The sequence below is a fragment of the Enterobacter cloacae complex sp. R_G8 genome (genome assembly GCF_024599795.1).
GTDB lineage: Bacteria > Pseudomonadota > Gammaproteobacteria > Enterobacterales > Enterobacteriaceae > Enterobacter > Enterobacter dissolvens.
Map to the genome: position 1 here is coordinate 2,546,187 of NZ_CP102246.1, position 17,131 is coordinate 2,563,317.

Annotated in this window: 15 protein-coding genes and 1 pseudogene; 13 read left to right on the forward strand and 3 right to left on the reverse strand. The window is 56.5% G+C overall.

The features are described 5' to 3' along the window. Positions 1-36: 36 nt before the first annotated feature. From NQ842_RS12065 to NQ842_RS12110, 10 genes and pseudogenes are all read left to right on the forward strand, one after another. Entirely contained in the window at positions 37-1,056 is a 1,020-nt protein-coding gene (locus tag NQ842_RS12065; protein ID WP_257255863.1) for an MsnO8 family LLM class oxidoreductase, read from the forward strand. Continuing rightward, positions 1,035-2,156 (forward strand): amidohydrolase, encoded by a 1,122-nt coding sequence (locus tag NQ842_RS12070; protein ID WP_047361750.1) that lies wholly within the window; start codon positions 1,035-1,037, stop codon positions 2,154-2,156. Before NQ842_RS12065 ends, NQ842_RS12070 begins: the two co-directional genes overlap by 22 nt. Positions 2,157-2,172: 16 nt before the next feature. Then, positions 2,173-4,435: pseudogene (locus tag NQ842_RS12075) on the forward strand (NtaA/DmoA family FMN-dependent monooxygenase). Between the two features lie 9 nt (positions 4,436-4,444). Continuing rightward, on the forward strand, positions 4,445-4,954 hold the full coding sequence (locus tag NQ842_RS12080) for a GNAT family N-acetyltransferase (protein ID WP_046889587.1): 510 nt from the start codon (positions 4,445-4,447) through the stop codon (positions 4,952-4,954). A gap of 9 nt (positions 4,955-4,963) precedes the next feature. Further along, positions 4,964-5,896 (forward strand): amino acid ABC transporter permease, encoded by a 933-nt coding sequence (locus NQ842_RS12085; RefSeq protein ID WP_014832059.1) that lies wholly within the window; start codon positions 4,964-4,966, stop codon positions 5,894-5,896. Continuing rightward, a complete protein-coding gene (locus NQ842_RS12090; RefSeq protein ID WP_014832058.1) occupies positions 5,880-6,653 on the forward strand; it encodes an amino acid ABC transporter ATP-binding protein in 774 nt (257 codons plus the stop codon). The genes NQ842_RS12085 and NQ842_RS12090 overlap by 17 nt, the downstream gene beginning before the upstream one ends. 9 nt (positions 6,654-6,662) lie before the next feature. Next, positions 6,663-7,550 (forward strand): ABC transporter substrate-binding protein, encoded by an 888-nt coding sequence (locus NQ842_RS12095; protein WP_063426998.1) that lies wholly within the window; start codon positions 6,663-6,665, stop codon positions 7,548-7,550. A gap of 41 nt (positions 7,551-7,591) precedes the next feature. After that, positions 7,592-8,209, forward strand: coding sequence for a glutathione S-transferase family protein (locus NQ842_RS12100; RefSeq protein WP_257255864.1), 618 nt, complete (start codon positions 7,592-7,594; stop codon positions 8,207-8,209). A 37-nt stretch (positions 8,210-8,246) separates the two neighbouring features. Beyond that, positions 8,247-8,477, forward strand: a complete 231-nt coding sequence (gene pptA / locus NQ842_RS12105) for a tautomerase PptA (RefSeq protein WP_014832055.1) — start codon at positions 8,247-8,249, stop codon at positions 8,475-8,477. Positions 8,478-8,653: 176 nt separating this feature from the next. After that, on the forward strand, positions 8,654-9,655 hold the full coding sequence (locus tag NQ842_RS12110) for a Kdo(2)-lipid IV(A) acyltransferase (protein WP_257255865.1): 1,002 nt from the start codon (positions 8,654-8,656) through the stop codon (positions 9,653-9,655). A 37-nt stretch (positions 9,656-9,692) separates the two neighbouring features. On the opposite strand, the gene NQ842_RS12115 is transcribed toward NQ842_RS12110, so the two are convergent. After that, positions 9,693-11,378, reverse strand: coding sequence for an NAD-dependent malic enzyme (locus NQ842_RS12115; protein ID WP_257255866.1), 1,686 nt, complete (start codon positions 11,376-11,378; stop codon positions 9,693-9,695). Between the two features lie 378 nt (positions 11,379-11,756). On the opposite strand from NQ842_RS12115, the gene NQ842_RS12120 reads away from it, so the two are divergent. Together NQ842_RS12120 and NQ842_RS12125 are read left to right on the forward strand one after the other, a co-directional pair. Continuing rightward, positions 11,757-13,085, forward strand: a complete 1,329-nt coding sequence (locus tag NQ842_RS12120; protein ID WP_043951634.1) for a 2-hydroxycarboxylate transporter family protein — start codon at positions 11,757-11,759, stop codon at positions 13,083-13,085. Positions 13,086-13,206: 121 nt separating this feature from the next. Further along, a complete protein-coding gene (locus NQ842_RS12125; RefSeq protein ID WP_257255867.1) occupies positions 13,207-13,839 on the forward strand; it encodes a helix-turn-helix domain-containing protein in 633 nt (210 codons plus the stop codon). Positions 13,840-13,870: 31 nt separating this feature from the next. Here NQ842_RS12125 and NQ842_RS12130 read toward each other — a convergent pair whose 3' ends face one another. Continuing rightward, on the reverse strand, positions 13,871-14,170 hold the full coding sequence (locus NQ842_RS12130) for a helix-turn-helix transcriptional regulator (RefSeq protein ID WP_013096507.1): 300 nt from the start codon (positions 14,168-14,170) through the stop codon (positions 13,871-13,873). Between the two features lie 161 nt (positions 14,171-14,331). Here NQ842_RS12130 and fusA point away from each other — a divergent pair, with 161 nt between their 5' ends. After that, the gene (fusA, locus tag NQ842_RS12135; protein ID WP_040022647.1) at positions 14,332-16,431 is read left to right on the forward strand and encodes an elongation factor G; all 2,100 of its coding nucleotides are present in this window, start codon (positions 14,332-14,334) and stop codon (positions 16,429-16,431) included. Between the two features lie 35 nt (positions 16,432-16,466). Here the strand turns inward: fusA and NQ842_RS12140 are convergent, their stop codons facing one another. Continuing rightward, entirely contained in the window at positions 16,467-17,039 is a 573-nt protein-coding gene (locus NQ842_RS12140) for a flavin reductase family protein (RefSeq protein WP_257255868.1), read from the reverse strand. Between the last annotated feature and the right edge of the window lie 92 nt (positions 17,040-17,131).

The window sequence follows — 17,131 nt, forward strand, 5'->3', positions numbered from 1 at the left end:
ATAATGACGACATGTTAAGTCAAACGAGAACGCAACATGTCCTGGCGAATCAGCATTCTGGATAAAAGCCCCGTCGCTGAAAACGAAACAGCCGCCGATGCGCTGGCGCGAACCCTGGCGCTGGCGCAACAGGCGGAAAATCTCGGTTATCACCGCTTCTGGATTGCCGAACACCACAACACCCCGCAGCTGGCCAGCCCCTCGCCGGAGTTGTTGATTGCCTGGATCCTCGGGCAGACAACGCGTATCCGCGTGGGATCGGGCGGCGTCATGCTGCAACACTACAGCCCCTATAAAGTCGCGGAAAACTTCAATCTCCTGGCTGCCCTGGCTCCGGGGCGCGTCGATCTGGGCGTCGGAAAAGCACCCGGCGGTCTGCCGCTCTCCACCCGCGCATTGCAACTCGGTCTGAATCAGCAGGAAAAGGGCAGTTTTGCCGAACAGCTGGCGCAGCTTGATAGCTGGATCCGCCCTGAAAATCAGTCGGTCGATGAGGCGGTGCGCGCGACGCCGCTGCCGCCGGTCCCGGCACAGGGATTCCTGCTGGGAGCCAGCGTCGAAAGTGCTCTGCTGGCCGCAAAACTCAACTGGCATTTTGTCTTTGCCGCTCACCTGAATGGCGATCCGGACCTGCTGCGTGAGGTCATCACCACCTGGCGTGAACACAGCGTCCGGGAGGTGATTGTGGCGGTGCAGGTGATTGTGGCGGACTCTCAGGCTCAGGCGGAATCGCTGGCACAAAAGGTTGAAGTCTGGGGCGTGGAGCTGGCAAACGGCCAGCGCGTTACGGTGGCCAGTGAAGAGCAAGCCTATGCGTTAGCGCGTCAGGCAGGCAGCGAGCCGCTACGTATTGCGCGTCGCGCGCAGTCGCTGGTGGCCGGGACCGCAGAGTCGGTACTGGCACAACTGGACGCTCTGCATCACCAGTGGGGTATTGACGAATTCATTATCGACACACCGGTTGCGGAGGGGGCCACGCGCGTGCAGTCCCTGCGTCTGCTGGCGCAGGCGCGACTTAACAAGGAGGTCACCGTATGCGTTTTGGCGAACAACTGATTGCCTGGCGCCGTGAGTTGCACCAGAACCCGGAGCTGTCGGGCCAGGAAGTGGAAACAACCGCCCGTCTGCACCAGTGGCTGACGAATGCCGGCATCAGACCACTGCCTTATGATCTGCCGACCGGACTGGTCGCGGAAATTGGCACCGGCACCAAACTGATTGCCCTGCGGGCGGACATCGATGCCTTGCCGATCGAAGAGCGCAGCGGGGTGGCGTTTAGCTCACAGCGTGCGGGGGTGATGCACGCCTGCGGTCATGACATCCACACCAGCGTGATCCTCGGGGCGGCATTAAAACTGAAAGAGCGTGAAGCGTCGCTTAACGGTCGCGTGCGGATCCTGTTCCAGCCTGCCGAAGAGAACTTTGGCGGTGCGAAGAGCATGGTGCGGGCCGGGGCGTTACGTGACGTCAGCGCCATCTTCGGCATGCACAACGAGCCGGGGTTGCCGGTGGGTGAGTTTGCCACCCGCGGCGGGCCGTTCTATGCCAACGTCGATCGGTTTGTGATCCGCATTACTGGCAAAGGGGCCCATGCCGCACGGCCACATGAAGGCAACGACGCGATTGTGCTGGCAAGCCAGCTCATTACCGCGCTGCAGAGCGTCGCCAGTCGCAACGTGAATACGCTGGACTCCGTCGTGCTGAGCGTAACGCGCATTGCGGGCGGTAATACCTGGAACGTCCTGCCGGAAAGCGTTGAGCTGGAAGGGACGCTGCGCACACATCGCGTGGAAGTTCAGCAGAACGTCAAAGCGCGCGTCGGTGAAATCGCTGCCGGATTCGCCAGCGCCTTCAGTGCCCAGATTGATATCACCTGGTATGCCGGGCCGACTGCGCTGGTCAATGACGAGCGCTGGGCGGAATTTGCCACCTCGGTCGCCCGGGAAGCGGGGTATGAAACCCAGCATGCTGAATTGCATATGGGCGGAGAGGATTTTGCGGTCTATCTCCAGCAGATCCCCGGCGCGTTTGTCAGCATTGGCAGCAATAGCCCGTATGGTTTACATCACCCGGCCTTTAATCCGGACGAAGCATTAATTGAGCCGGCTGCCCGTTATTTTGCACAGCTTGCGGAAAAAGCCCTGCAACACGTTTAATTCAGAAGAGGTGAATATGTCTGCAACCCGACAATTGCGGCTGGGGACCATTTTGCATGGTGCATCCGGGAATATGTCCGCCTGGCGCCATCCTGCGGCGGTCGCCGATGCCAGTATTAATTTTGATTTCGTCAAAGCGACGGCGTTAAAAGCCGAGGAGGGCAAGCTCGACTTTTTATTCGTCGCCGACGGCCTCTACATTAATGAGAAATCGATCCCGCATTTTTTAAACCGTTTTGAGCCGTTAACGGTGCTCTCTGCACTGGCGAGCATTACCTCGCGGCTGGGTCTGGTGGGCACGTTATCCACCTCCTACAGCGAACCCTTTACCGTGGCGCGCCAGTTTGCCAGCCTGGATCACCTGAGCAACGGCCGTGCGGGCTGGAACGTCGTGACCTCTCCGCTGGAAGGGTCGGCCAGGAACTTCTCGCGTGAAAAACACCCGGAGCACGCGCTGCGCTACCGCATTGCGGATGAGTATCTCGACGTGGTGAAAGGGCTGTGGGACTCGTGGGAAGGCGATGCCTTTGTGCGCAACAAAGAGAGTGGTCAGTTCTTTGACCCCGCCAAACTGCATACCCTGGATCATCACGGTGATTTCTTCCAGGTCGCCGGGCCGCTCAATATTGGTCGCACGCCGCAGGGGCGTCCGATTGTGTTCCAGGCGGGCGCATCGGACGACGGTAAAAAGCTGGCTGCGAAGCATGCCGATGCGATCTTCACCCACCATGAAACCTTTGAAGAAGCACAAGCGTTCTACCGCGACGTGAAGCTCCAGCTGAAAAATAACGGTCGTCGTGCTTCTGATTTGCACATCTTCCAGGGCGTGAGCGTGATTGTCGGAAAAGATGCCGAAGATGTGGAAAACCAGTACCAGACCACCGCGGCGCTGGTGTCGGTTAAGGATGCGCTCAATTATCTCGGACGTTATTTCGAACATCACGATTTCAGCCAGTATCCGCTCGACGAGCCGTTCCCGGACCTCGGCGATCTGGGGAAAAACAGCTTCCGCAGTACCACGGATGAGATAAAGCGCAATGCCCGTGAACGTCGGCTGACGCTGCGTCAGGTTGCGCTGGAAGCGGCCTCGCCACGCCCCCGTTTTTCCGGCACGCCGGAGCAGGTGGCGGACGGCCTGCAGGCATGGTTCGACGGCGATGCAGCCGACGGCTTCATCATTCAGGGCGGGACGCCAGATACCTTCCCGCGCTTTGTTGACCAGGTGGTGCCGGTGCTACAGGCCCGCGGCCTGTTTCGCACTGACTACCCCGGAACCACACTGCGCGACAGCCTGGGCCTGGACGAACCCAAAAATCAGTTCACACAACAATAAAGAGAACACCGCTATGCAGAAAACATCGCTTATTCTGGCGCTCGCGCTGGCCTTTACCCCTGCCGCCTGGGCAGAGAATGTGAACATTAACGGCACCGGCGTGAGCATTGAGGCCAACAAAACGCCGATCAACACCGCCAAAAACAGCGAGGCTATCGCGCAGTTGCCGAAAGATTATCGCTTTGCCGTGCCGGGGAAATTTACCGTTGCGGTGGCAGGTCTCAATCAACCGCCACTGACGGTTTTCTCGGATGACAACAAAACGCTACTGGGAAGCGAAGTTGACGTCGCCCGTCTGGTAGCCGACAGCCTCGGACTGGAGCTGAACGTGGTGCCAACCTCCTGGGAGGACTGGCCGCTGGGGGTGGCGTCCGGGAAATACGATGCGGCGATCAGCAACATCACCGTGACCAAAGCGCGCAAAGAGAAGTTTGATTTCGCCACCTACCGTAAGGATTCGCTCGGTTTCTATGTGAAATCAACCAGCCCAATCACATCGCTGCAGAAGGCGGAGGACATTGCCGGGCTGCGGATTATCGTGGGCTCTGGCACTAACCAGGAGGCCATCCTGCTGGCATGGAACGCCGAAAACCTGAAGAAGGGATTAAAACCGTTTACCCCGATCTACACCAAAGATGACGCGGCACAAACGCTGGCGCTCCAGTCCGGGCGTGCGGATGCGTATTTTGGTCCGAACGTGATTGGCGCGTGGAAAGCCGCGCTGACGGGTAAAACCAGACTGGTCGGTAGCGTAGACGGCGGCTGGCCGAAGGCGGCGCATATCGCGGTAACGCTGAAAAAAGGCAGCGGGCTGGTGGAACCGGTGCAGATCGCACTGAACGGCGTGATCAAAAACGGCGATTACGACAAAGTGCTGAACCGCTGGGGGGAAGGGGTGGAACGCATCCCGCTGTCGGAAGTGAACCCTGCCGGTCTGGGTGACTAAGGAGGCGCTATGAGCGAACAATTTCGTGACGTTTCGCCGGAAGATGCCGATCTTCAGCCCATCATCAATGGGCTGTTCGGTGAATACGCTGCCCGCTACGGTGACTATTTTTCGAAAGATGCTGAGGTGGAGCTCACCGAGTGGTATCTGGCGCCACAGGGGCTGTTTATCGTCCTTGAGCGCGACGGGAAAATTATCGCCACCGGTGCGTACAAACCCTTCGACGAACGCACCGCGGAAATCAAACGCATCTGGACGGACAAAACCCTGCGTCAGCAGGGGCTTGCGGGGCGCGTGGTGCGGGAGCTGGAGCGCAGGGCGGTGCTGGCCGGCTACAGCCAGATCTACCTCACTACCGGTTTCCGTCAGCCGGAAGCGGTACGACTTTATCTCAGCCAGGGGTACCAGCCGCAGTTCGATCTGCATCGCGATCCGGAAGAGTACAGCCAGCCCCCGTTTGATGGCCGGCTGCGTTTCACCAAAACGCTGGTTCGCGAAGCGTTAAGTAAAACCGCATGAGGAACGATGATGAGCAACGTTGAAACCATTAAAGTGGTCCCTGCGCGTTATCCGCTGCGGGCCGTCGGTGCCGTGGTGGCGCTGTTTGTCCTGGCGGTCGTTATCCAGTCCGTCGCCTTTAACCCGCGCTGGGAGTGGTCTGTGTTTGCCCGCTGGTTCTTCGACCCGGTGATCCTTGAAGGCGTTGGCCAGACATTACTGCTGACACTGATCGGCACCGCGCTGAGCGTGGTTTTCGGCGGTATGCTGGCGCTGGCGAGACTCTCCTCATCCTGGCTGCTGAGCAGCCTGGCCTGGGGCTATATCTGGCTGTTTCGTTCGCTGCCGCTGATTGTGGTGCTGATCATCCTCTATAACTTTTCCTATCTCTACGACACGCTCTCCCTTGGGGTGCCGTTCACCGGCATAACCTGGGGCAGCTTTGAAACCATCAACGTGCTGGGGCAATTTTCCACTGCCGTTGTCGGGCTGACGCTGGTACAGAGCGCCTATACCGCGGAGATTATCCGCGGGGGCTTCCTCGGCGTGGATCATGGTCAGTATGAAGCGGCCGCTGCGCTGGGGCTACCGGCCTGGCGTCGTACGGTGCGGATCATTCTGCCGCAGGCGCTGCGCACCATTCTGCCGTCCGGGTTTAACGAAATCATCAGTCTCGCGAAGGGCACGGCGATGGTCTACGTGCTGGCAATGCCGGAACTGTTCTACACCATCCAGATGATTTACAACCGCACGCAGGAGGTGATCCCGCTGCTGATGGTGGGGGCCGCCTGGTACCTGGTGATTACCACCGTATTGTCCGCTATCCAGTATGGTGTTGAGCGGGGACTGGCCCGCAGCGAACGTCGCTCGGCGGTGAATCAGAACCGTACCCTCAGCCGTACCCGTTCCCGTTCCGTCACCACCACGCCCGCACAGGAGCCCGTCCATGCAAGCCTCTCATGAAGGACATATTTCCATTACCGGCGTCAGTAAATTCTTTGGTCGCCATAAAGCGCTCGATAACGTGTCGCTTGAGATCCCACCGGGTTCCGTCACGGTGATCCTCGGACCGTCCGGCTCTGGTAAATCGACCCTGTTGCGCACAATCAACCACCTGGAGCGCGTTGACGAAGGGTTTATTCAGATTGACGGGGATTACATCGGCTACCGCCGTCGGGGTGACAAACTCTACGAGTTAAAAGAGAAAGAGATCCTTAAACAGCGCGTCAATGTCGGTTATGTGTTCCAGAACTTTAACCTCTTCCCGCATCTCACGGTGCTGGAAAACCTGATTGAAGCGCCCATCGCCCATAAAAAACTGAGCAAAAAAGAGGCCGTTGAGCGGGCATACAGCCTGCTGGATGTGGTGGGGCTGCGTGATAAAGCAGATGCCTGGTCGCGCCATCTCTCCGGCGGGCAGCAGCAGCGTATCGCCATTGCCCGCGCGCTGGCGCTGCGTCCGCGGGTCATGCTGTTTGATGAACCCACCTCGGCGCTTGACCCGGAGCTGGTGGGCGAGGTGCTGGATGTCATCAAGAAACTCGCCCGTTCCGGCACCACGCTGGTGGTGGTCACCCATGAGATCGGCTTCGCCAGAGAAGTGGCGGATCAGGTGGTGTTTATGGTCGACGGTAAAATTGTGGAGCAAGGCAGCAGCGACGAGGTGCTGAACCGGCCATCGCACCCGCGAACGCGTCAGTTCCTTTCCCGAGTCCTGTAAGGAGTTCCGATGAAATATGGACTTTTAGCGGGGCTGGCTTTTACCGCCGCCAGTCATGCCAGCATTGATTTAAAGGCCAACGAGCAGCCGCTGCCGGTGACGGTGGATCCGCAGGCGGTGGCGAGGATCCCCGCTCATTACAAATTTGTTGAGCCGGGAACGCTCACGGTGGCCATTTCCGCGCTTAATTCACCGCCGCTGGCGCTGCTGGCCAGCGATAATCGGACGCGTATCGGCAGCGACCCGGATATCGCCCGGCTGCTGGCGGGCAGCCTGGGGCTAAAACTGAAGCTCGTTCCTACGGCCTGGGAAGACTGGCCGCTGGGGATCACCTCCGGGCGCTATGACGTAGCGCTGGTAAACATTGCGGTGACCGAACAGCGCAAAGAGAAGTTTGATTTTGCGACCTATCGCGTCGATTCGCTGGCGTTTACGGTGAAATCCACCAGTCAGGTGCAGTCGATTAAGGGCCCTGAAGATCTTGCGGGTAAAAAGGTCATTGTTGGCTCTGGCACCAATCAGGAGCGCATCCTGTTGGGCTGGAACGAGGAGAACAAAAAGGCCGGACGTGAACCCGCGCTGCCGGTGTACCTGACGGACGATGCCTCGGGCAATCTCTATATTCAGTCCGGCCGGGCGGATGTGTTCTTCGGGCCGCAGTCGGTCGCGGCGTATAAAGCCGCGCTGACCGGCAAAACGCGCGTTGTCGGGCTGGGCCCGAAAAAAGCGTATGTCGCCACCACCACCAAAAAAGGCAATCAACTGGTCTACGCCCTGCAGGCCGCACTGGATGGTGCGATCGCGCGCGGGGAGTATCAGAAGGTGCTGGCACGCTGGGGGGAGCAGGGCGAAGCGGTGGCACAATCGGAGGTTAACCCGCCTGGGATCACGTATTAATTGTGCTCTACACTTAGGATTTTCACTCCTGAGAGGGCAACATGATCAAACTCTATGGCGTACCCGGCTGGGGCTCGGCAATCAGTGAAGTGATGCTGACCCTGGCAGACATTCCTTACCAGTTTATTAACGTGGACGGGTTTGACCAGCCCGGTCCTCAGCGTGAACTGTTGCAAAAGCTTAACCCGCTGTGTCAGGTGCCTACACTGGCGCTGGAAAATGGCGCGATCATGACCGAAACGGCCGCCATCGGCCTGATGGTGCTCGACAGGTGTCCCGATCTGGCGCCGCCCGTCGGGCAGGCAGAACGTCAGCAGTTTCAGCGTCTGCTGATCTGGTTCGTGGCGAACGTCTATCCGACGTTTACTTACGCAGACTATCCCGAACGCTGGGTACCGGATGCGCCGGAACAGCTGCAGAAAAACTGCATCGAATACCGCAAATCCCTCTATTTATGGTTCGAAAGCCAACTCAAAGCTGCCCCGTTTGCGCTGGGTGAGCGACTTACGCTGCTTGACGTCTATATTGCGGTGGCGCGTAGCTGGGGTCCACGGCACGAATGGTTCGCAACCAATACGCCAAAATTGACGGCCATTGCAGATATCGTGTGCGGGCTGCCTGAACTGCACAAGGTGTTAAAGGCAAATACGATTATCTGATAACGTGGAACCCTTATTCATAACAGGAAGCCTGCACATGCCACATGTAGATATCAAAAGTTTTCCCCGGGATATGAACGACGAACAAAAAAACGCACTGGCGGCGGATATTGCTGAGGTGATAATTCGTCATTTCAACAGCAAAGACAGTTCAGTATCGATCGCGTTGAGCCAGGTTAATCCTGAGGACTGGAAAGCGCAGGTCTGGGATACCGAAATTGGCCCGCAGATGGATACGCTGATTAAAAAGCCGGGTTATTCAATGTAAGATTTTAGCCGGGAAGCCGCTTTGCTTACCCGGCATTTACGCCTCTCGCGACCTTTCGCAAAAATCGACAATACGATCCTGTGACACTTCCGTTACACTTTGCTTCCCTAAAACTTTCACGAAATCATCTGGTAAGCACAGCAGTTGCGTTAAATTAAGTACAGGATAATTTTCTGATGACAAAATTACCTCAGTTTTCACTCGCCTTTTTTCATCCTCGTTACTGGCTCAGCTGGACAGGCATTGCAGCGCTCTGGTGCATTGTGCAGCTCCCGTATCCCCTTTTATTGAGAATCGGACACGGCCTTGGGCGTCTGGCCATGCGTTTGCTACCGCGTCGTGTAGACATCGCTCGCCGCAACCTTGAGCTCTGTTTTCCCGATATGAAAAAGGCTGAACGCGAACATTTACTGCAGCGTAATTTTGAATCGGTTGGTATGGGCGTTATCGAAACCGGGATGGCCTGGTTCTGGCCAGACTGGCGGGTACGCAAATGCTTTAGCGTCAGTGGGTATGAGCATATGGAAGAGGCGCGGGCGCGTGGAAATGGCGTAGTGCTTATCGGTATGCATTTTCTTACCCTGGAACTGGGTGCCAGAATATTTGGCATGCTCAACCCGGGTGTCGGGGTTTATCGCCCTAACAATAATGCGCTGCTGGACTGGCTGCAGACGCGCGGCCGTCTGCGCTCAAATAAAACCATGCTGGATCGCTATGACCTGAAGGGGATGATCCGCGCCCTGAAGCAGAATGATATTCTGTGGTACGCCCCGGATCACGACTACGGCAAAACCAACAGCGTGTTTGTGCCGTTCTTTGCGGTTCCTGACGCCGCGACAACTGCCGGAAGTTACATGCTGGTGAAGAGCGCCAGACCGGCGGTGATCCCGTTCGTTCCACGCAGAAAGGCAGACGGCAGCGGTTATGAACTGATTATTCTTGGCGATATCGGCGAAACGCTGCAGGGCGGTGATAAAGCGTCGGTAGCCACACAGATGAACAGGGCGATTGAGCGCGCGGTGCTGATGGCGCCGGAGCAGTATATGTGGTTGCACCGACGCTTCAAAACCCGTCCTGAAGGCCAGCCGGACAGATATGCGCGCAAAAAAAGCGTGGTCATTTCCAACAGAACCGTATCTACAGGCGACATGCCTGAACAGTCAGGCATTCAGCACTAAAGTCTGCCCTCACCGTAACGTGAGGGCAGGCTGACGGCTACAGCGCGGCCCGGCGGTACGGCGCATAATCCGCTTGCCACCAGGTCTCTTCAATCCGCGCCAGCAACATCTCATCCTCCATGGCTGGCGCAACACCTTGCTCAATGGCCGCTCTGGCGACGGCAAACGCGATATGGCGTGACACCGTTTCTATATGATCCACCGGCGGCAATAACCCACCTTTTTCAGTCATCACCAGCGGCGACTGTGCGGCCAGGCTGCGGCTTGCCGCCATCAGCATCTCCTCGGTGACCCGGCGTGCATGGCAGGCCAGAATACCCAGCCCCAGCCCGGGGAATACATAGGCATTATTACACTGGGCAATATCGTACTGTTCGTCCTGCCAGAACACCGGAGCAAACGGGCTGCCGGTGGCGACGAGTGCGGCGCCCTGTGTCCAGGCAATGAGATCCTGCGGTTGCGCCTCCGCACGTGATGTGGGGTTAGAAAGCGGCATAATCACCGGACGCGGGCAGTGGCGATGCATCTCTTTTACAATCTCTTCGCTGAAGAGGCCCGGCTGGCCTGAGACCCCAATCATGACCGTCGGATGCGCGTTTTTAACCACGTCCAGCAGCGAAATATTGTTCGACTCAACCTGCCAGTCGCGGATCGCCTCGCGCGCCGTGAGCAGGTTTTTCTGGAAGTCGAGGAGGTTGGTCATATCGTCAGTCAGCAGGCCAAAGCGATCGACCATAAAGACCCGACTGCGGGCTTCGGCTTCGGTCAGACCGTCATCCACCATCAGCGCCACGATTTTTTCGGCGATGCCGCAACCGGCGGATCCGCTCCCCAGGAAGACCACGCGCTGATCGCGAACACGGGTCCCGGCAGCATGGGCGGCAGCAATCAGCGTGCCCGCGGTCACGGCGGCGGTACCCTGGATATCGTCGTTGAAACAGCACAGCTGGTCGCGGTAGCGCTGCAGAAGTCTGGTCGCGTTTTTCTGCGCGAAATCCTCAAACTGCAGCAATACATTGGGCCAGCGCTGCTTCACGGTACTGATAAACATGTCCATAAATTCCGCATACTGATCATCGCTAATGCGTGGATGACGCCAGCCCATATACATCGGATCGTCCAGATGCTGCTGATTATTGGTACCGACATCCAGCATAATCGGCAGGGTAGACGCCGGGTGGATCCCACCGCAGGCGGTATATAACGAGAGTTTTCCAATGGGTATTCCCATCCCGCCGATCCCCTGATCGCCGAGTCCCAGAATGCGCTCCCCGTCGGTCACAACGATGACGCGAATATCATTGCGTGAGAAACTCTGCAGCATCTCATCAATACGATGACGATTGGGCCATGAAATAAAGAGCCCCCGCGCGCGGCGATAAATTGTCGAGAAGTGTTCGCAGGCTTCACCTACCGTTGGAGTATAGATAATGGGTAACGTCTCTTTCAGGTGCGAACGCAGCAGGTTGTAAAACAGAGTCTCATTAGTATCCTGTATATTTCGCAGATAAACGTGGCGGGAAATATCGCTTTTAAAATGACAGAATTGTACCCAGGCGCGTTCGGTTTGCTCCTCGATACTTTCAACGTTGTGTGGCAACAAACCGTGCAGATTAAAGTTATCGCGTTCTTCTTTAATAAATGCGAGTCCTTTATTTAATAACGGGTTTTCCAGTAACACAGCGCCGCTATAAGGGGTATACAGTACTTCTTTGCGAGGCATGAATGACTCCTGAATTTCAATAATCGGATAAGGTTCAGTTGCAGGCGCAGGTTTATTTATGTCTGTCGTTTCGCGCTAATCTAGCGGTTAAGAATCATAGGCGTAGTGATAACGGTCACAGTCTTTCTGGTTTAATTAATTTCAAAACACCGATGTGGCGATTAAAAACTTTAGTTACGAAAAGATGAATTAAGTTATTTAAAAAGAAATTCTCGTGCTGTTCACATTTCCGGCGAAATCGCCATGCTAATTTCTCGATGAACCATTTTTATAAATGGCTGTTTGAATATTATTAAATATTAGAGCTTTATTAAATACAGGCTAATTACGATTTTTTTCATGTTTATTTATATCCGAACCTACTAATCCGGTGATTATATGAAAGATAATTCTGTAACCACATCTCCAGTCGCTTCACGTGTTGCTTTTGGGTTGAGCAATGCGGAAGTCGGCGCGGTCCCGTTGATGCTGTTTGTCGGGATCGCGGTCATTGTGGCCACCTCCGCGTGGGCGGGGCTGCTGCCGAAAAACATGATCGGTGGACTCGCGGTGATCATGACGCTCGGTTTTGCCTTTGCCAAAATTGGCCGACAGATCCCGGTGCTGAAAGATATTGGTGGCCCGGCAATATTGTGCCTGATGCTGCCTTCGGTGCTGGTCTACTTTGGCGTATTCGAGAAACACACCCTGGATACGGTTCACCTGTTGATGAAAGAGGCCAATTTGCTCTATTTCGTCATCGCCTGTCTGGTAGTGGGGAGCATTTTGGGGATGAACCGCGTGCTGCTGATCCAGGGGATGATCCGCATGTTCGTTCCACTGGTGGTAGGCACCCTGATGGCTGTGCTGAGCGGGTTAATTGTCGGCTCGCTGTTTGGCTATACGCCGTACCACACCTTCTTTTTCATCATCGTGCCGATTATCGGCGGCGGGATTGGAGAAGGTATTTTACCGCTGTCGCTGGCCTATTCGGCCATACTGGGCCAGACACCTGACGTCTATGTGGCGCAGCTTGCACCCGCCGCCGTAGTGGGGAATATCTTCGCGATTATCTGTGCGGGTACGCTGGCACGCCTCGGAACAAAACGTCCTGCGCTGTCGGGAAATGGCATGTTAACCCGCAGCAAAGATGACAATAGCCTGTTTGCCAGCGCCCAGAGCGTACAGCAAACCGATTTCCAGCTGATGGGTGGCGGGCTGCTGATGGTGTGTGCGTTTTTCATCGTTGGCGGACTGTTTGAGAAGCTGGTGCATATTCCCGGCCCGGTGCTGATGATCCTCATCGCCGTGCTGTGTAAATACTTCAGGGTGATCCCGGCCTCCATGGAGCAGGGGGCGCACAGCTGCTATAAATTTGTCTCCGCTGCGCTGGTCTGGCCGTTGATGATTGGCCTTGGCATGCTGTACGTGCCGCTGGAGAGCGTCGTGGCGGTCTTCTCCGTGGGATACGTGGTGGTGTGTGGTTCGATCGTGATGGCAATGGCGCTGAGCGGCTATTTTATTGCGTCGCGCCTGAATATGTATCCGGTGGAAGCGGCCATTGTCACCTGCTGTCATAGCGGGCTGGGCGGGACAGGGGACGTGGCGATTCTGTCTGCGTCGAACCGCATGTCGCTGATGCCGTTTGCCCAGATTGCGACCCGTATTGGCGGCGCATCGACAGTGATTTTCGCCACGATTCTGATGGGCTGGTTGATGGCGCACTGATCGGAAATGTCAGGAGACTGAATCGCAACGACATTTTCATCACGCCGTTGCGGTTCAGTCCTTTATAAATATCACCGTGCTGGATAGAATTACCGCATCCACAGCGACGGGATACCACACGATGACCGGAAGAGTTGATTATCAGATTGAAAAATATCTCTTTACCGAGGCTGCCGAGCCGGAGCGTTTGACGCGTCAGTGGGCAGAGGTGATGGAAGAGTGTCGTGAGCAACAGTCTGGTGCAGAGGAGCGGCTGCGTCTGGCGTTGCTTAATGTGGATTACGTCACCAGCTTCGAGCTGCCCTTCAGGCTACTCCTCACCCGTGCCCCGCAGTTGATTGACGGCATCAGGAATGAACTTCAACTCAGTCAGAAAAATGTGCTGTTCAATGGCAAGCGGTTCGGCTGCGTGTATAGCCTTAAAATGAATCTGGACGGGATCCCTGACGAATTTAGTTATCACCTGAAGACGCGTATCCAGCGAACTGATAGCGAGGGTGGGAGCGAAGTGCCTTACCGGCAAATAGCCCAGCAGGTCAAAGCCCCCCGCGAACGCCTTAAGTTAGCGCTGGAGAACGGGCTGCCAGTAACGGCACTTGACGGGCTGTTCTGGTTTGGCATTCAGCGCATTGCGGCCGATGTGCAAAGGTTACGCAAAACAGGGATGAGTATTGTCACCTCCGAGACCGAGGTCTTTGATACCCTGACGAAGACCAGCCGGCAGATCCCGGTCTATCGCCTGGAAAAAGCGTAGCGTTGCCACGGATATTAATGTAACCGCAGGGCTACTCAGCCCGCAGCAAAATTGCCATCAGCCCTGGAAAACGGGCATCCAGATCGTCTCTTCGCAATGAAATCATATTCTCCCGCCCCTGCGGGCGTTGCCAGATAACGCCGCTGTCGCGCAGCACGCGCCAGTGGTGGGTCATTGTCGATTTCACCACATCGTCCGGGCGCAGCGCGTTACAGCTGAGTTCGCTGCCATCGGCCAGTCTGCGGATAATCGACAGCCGGAGCGGGTTGCCGAGGGCAAACAGCACATTTTCCAGCAGTATTTGTTCAGGTTCAGGGTGGTTTGGGATCATCGTTTTCCTGCGTCAACGTTCAGATTGAGCTATATCAACAATAGGTCAACCGTGAAAAAATAGTTCGATAATACTCGTACAATAGGACTATTATAGCAAACGAACACACAGGCGACCATCCTGGTCGTCACAACTCAGTCTTACAGACTTAAGGAAATATTATGCCCCGACCCATCCCTCTCGAACGTTATCGCAACATCGGTATTTCCGCGCATATCGATGCCGGTAAAACGACAACCACCGAACGCATCCTGTTTTACACCGGGATGAGCCACAAGCTGGGTGAAGTACACGATGGCGCGGCAACAACCGACTGGATGGCGCAGGAGCAAGAGCGCGGGATCACCATTACTTCCGCGGCCGTCAGCTGCTTCTGGCCGGGTATGGACAGAGGGTTTGAACCGCACCGGATCAATATCATCGACACCCCGGGGCACGTGGATTTCACCATTGAGGTGGAACGCTCCATGCGCGTGCTGGACGGTGCCGTCATGGTGTACGACTCCGTGGGTGGCGTGCAGCCGCAGTCAGAGACCGTCTGGCGTCAGGCGAATAAGTATCATGTGCCGCGCCTGGCGTTCGTCAACAAAATGGACCGTCCGGGTGCCGATTTCTTCCGCGTCGTGCGGATGATGCAGGAACGCCTGAAGGCGAATCCGGTGCCCATTGTGATCCCTGTGGGGGCGGAAGAGCATTTCACCGGCGTGGTGGATCTCATCAAGATGCGTACCATTGTGTGGGATGATGCCACGCAGGGCATGGTGTTTAACTATGCGCCGGTGCCGGACGAATTGCTGAGCACCGCGCAGGAGTGGCGGGAAAAAATGGTCTCTGCGGCAGCAGAAGCCAGCGACGCGCTGATGGATAAATATCTGGAGACGGGCGACCTTGACGAGGCTGAGATCATCAAAGGGCTGCGTATTCGGACCATCTCCGGTGAAATCCAGCCGATGCTGTGCGGCAGCGCCTTTAAAAACAAAGGGGTACAGCGCATGCTCGATGCGGTGATTGAGCTGATGCCATCCCCGCTGGATGTACCGGCCATCGACGGTGTGGACGAAAAAGGGCAGCATGCGGAGCGTCATCCAAGTGATGAAGAGCCGTTTTCTGCGCTGGCGTTCAAACTGATGAGCGATCCGTACGTCGGGCAGTTGACCTTTATTCGCGTTTACTCTGGCGTGTTGAGAAAAGGCGACGCGGTGTATAACCCGGTGAAGGGCAAGAAAGAGCGTATCGGACGCATCGTGCTGATGCATGCCAACGATCGTCACGAGGTGGACGAGCTGCGCGCCGGTGATATTGCGGCCTGTGTCGGTCTGAAGGATGTGACCACCGGGGACACGCTCACCGATCCGAATGCGGTCATCACGCTTGAGCGAATGGAGTTCCCGGACCCGGTGATCTCCCTTGCCATCGAGCCAAAAACCAAGGGCGATCAGGAGAAAATGGGCATTGCCCTGCAACGCCTGGCGGCGGAAGATCCGTCTTTCCGTCTGCATACCGATGAAGAGTCCGGCCAGACGATTATCTCCGGTATGGGTGAGTTACATCTTGAGATTATAGTCGATCGCATGAAGCGTGAGTTTGGCGTCGAGGCGAACATCGGCCGTCCGCAGGTGACCTACCGCGAGACGCTGCGCAAAGCGGTGAAAGATATCGAAGGCAAATTTGTCCGGCAGTCCGGCGGTAAAGGGCAATACGGGCATGTGGTGCTGAGCCTTGAGCCGTTAGAGCCTGGCAGTGGCTTCAAGTTTGAAGATGCCACGAAGGGTGGCGTGGTGCCGCGTGAGTATATTCCCTCTGTGGAAAAAGGGCTGCGCGAAGCCATGAACAGCGGCGTGCTGGCGGGGTATCCGGTTGTCGATGTAAAAGCGACCCTGACCTTTGGGTCGTATCACGACGTCGACTCCTCGGAAATGGCGTTCCGCATGGCGGCGATCCTCGGGTTTAAAGAGGGCGCTCGCAGAGCGGATCCGGTGATCCTTGAGCCGGTGATGCATGTCGAGGTGGAAACGCCGGAAGAGTACGCCGGTAATATCATGGGCGATCTCTCATCCCGTCGTGGCATGGTGCAGGGCATGGAAGAGCAGTACGGCAGCCAGATTATCCGCGCTGACGTGCCGCTGGCAGAGATGTTTGGATACGCCACCACGCTGCGCTCGATGTCGCAAGGCCGCGCGACCTATACGATGGAGTTCCACCATTTTGCGGAAGCACCGCGCAATGTGGCGGATGAGATTATTGCCCGGCGTGCGAAGTAATACGTTCACCCTCTCCCCGATGGGGGGAGGGTTTATCAATCCAGCGCCTTCACCATTTTCCCACTCGCCACAAACGTCCCGGCTCCCAGATGGTGCAGGGTATTCAGCTTATCCCCGTCAAACTGCCAGCGTCCGGCGACAAACGCGCGTTCATCGGCGGCGGCTGAAACCACTTCCCCGAACAGCGTATCGTACTTTTCTGCCGCGGATGTAACGGGTAATAACCGGCACTCCATCCACGCCAGACATTTCTCTTCAATGACGGGCAGGCCGAGTGCCGGACCGTTCACCACCGGGATGCCGTAGCAGTTGAATTTGTCTTCGTCGCGCCCGCTAACGCTACCCACCGCGTAGGTCCAGTTGGCGGCGGACACGCCGGGAATGACAATGCCAAATTGCCCGCTGCGTTCAATCAGTTCACGCGACCAGGTGCTTTTATCCACCACAATGGCGATACGCGGTGGTTCAAACTCAACGGGCATCGACCACGCGGCAGCCATAACATTACGCCTGTCCAGGGGTTCATCCCGACTGGTGATAAGCACGGTGGGGCCATGGTTTAAAAGACGGCTGGCATGACGTAATTCAACAGCACGAAAGTGGCTCATAAGGTCTCCTCATCAATAACGATGAGTATGGCGAAAAAGCACGGAAATCAAAGTGGACGCGTAAAATTAGTTTATAAACAGAACATCACTGT

Coding starts and splice junctions, on each gene's coding strand:
- NQ842_RS12065 (WP_257255863.1), top strand. CDS start 37: ATGTCCTGGCGAATCAGCATTCTGGATAAAAGCCCCGTCGCTGAAAAC.
- NQ842_RS12070 (WP_047361750.1), top strand. CDS start 1,035: ATGCGTTTTGGCGAACAACTGATTGCCTGGCGCCGTGAGTTGCACCAG.
- NQ842_RS12080 (WP_046889587.1), top strand. CDS start 4,445: ATGAGCGAACAATTTCGTGACGTTTCGCCGGAAGATGCCGATCTTCAG.
- NQ842_RS12085 (WP_014832059.1), top strand. CDS start 4,964: ATGAGCAACGTTGAAACCATTAAAGTGGTCCCTGCGCGTTATCCGCTG.
- NQ842_RS12090 (WP_014832058.1), top strand. CDS start 5,880: ATGCAAGCCTCTCATGAAGGACATATTTCCATTACCGGCGTCAGTAAA.
- NQ842_RS12095 (WP_063426998.1), top strand. CDS start 6,663: ATGAAATATGGACTTTTAGCGGGGCTGGCTTTTACCGCCGCCAGTCAT.
- NQ842_RS12100 (WP_257255864.1), top strand. CDS start 7,592: ATGATCAAACTCTATGGCGTACCCGGCTGGGGCTCGGCAATCAGTGAA.
- pptA (WP_014832055.1), top strand. CDS start 8,247: ATGCCACATGTAGATATCAAAAGTTTTCCCCGGGATATGAACGACGAA.
- NQ842_RS12110 (WP_257255865.1), top strand. CDS start 8,654: ATGACAAAATTACCTCAGTTTTCACTCGCCTTTTTTCATCCTCGTTAC.
- NQ842_RS12115 (WP_257255866.1), bottom strand. CDS start 11,378: ATGCCTCGCAAAGAAGTACTGTATACCCCTTATAGCGGCGCTGTGTTA.
- NQ842_RS12120 (WP_043951634.1), top strand. CDS start 11,757: ATGAAAGATAATTCTGTAACCACATCTCCAGTCGCTTCACGTGTTGCT.
- NQ842_RS12125 (WP_257255867.1), top strand. CDS start 13,207: ATGACCGGAAGAGTTGATTATCAGATTGAAAAATATCTCTTTACCGAG.
- NQ842_RS12130 (WP_013096507.1), bottom strand. CDS start 14,170: ATGATCCCAAACCACCCTGAACCTGAACAAATACTGCTGGAAAATGTG.
- fusA (WP_040022647.1), top strand. CDS start 14,332: ATGCCCCGACCCATCCCTCTCGAACGTTATCGCAACATCGGTATTTCC.
- NQ842_RS12140 (WP_257255868.1), bottom strand. CDS start 17,039: ATGAGCCACTTTCGTGCTGTTGAATTACGTCATGCCAGCCGTCTTTTA.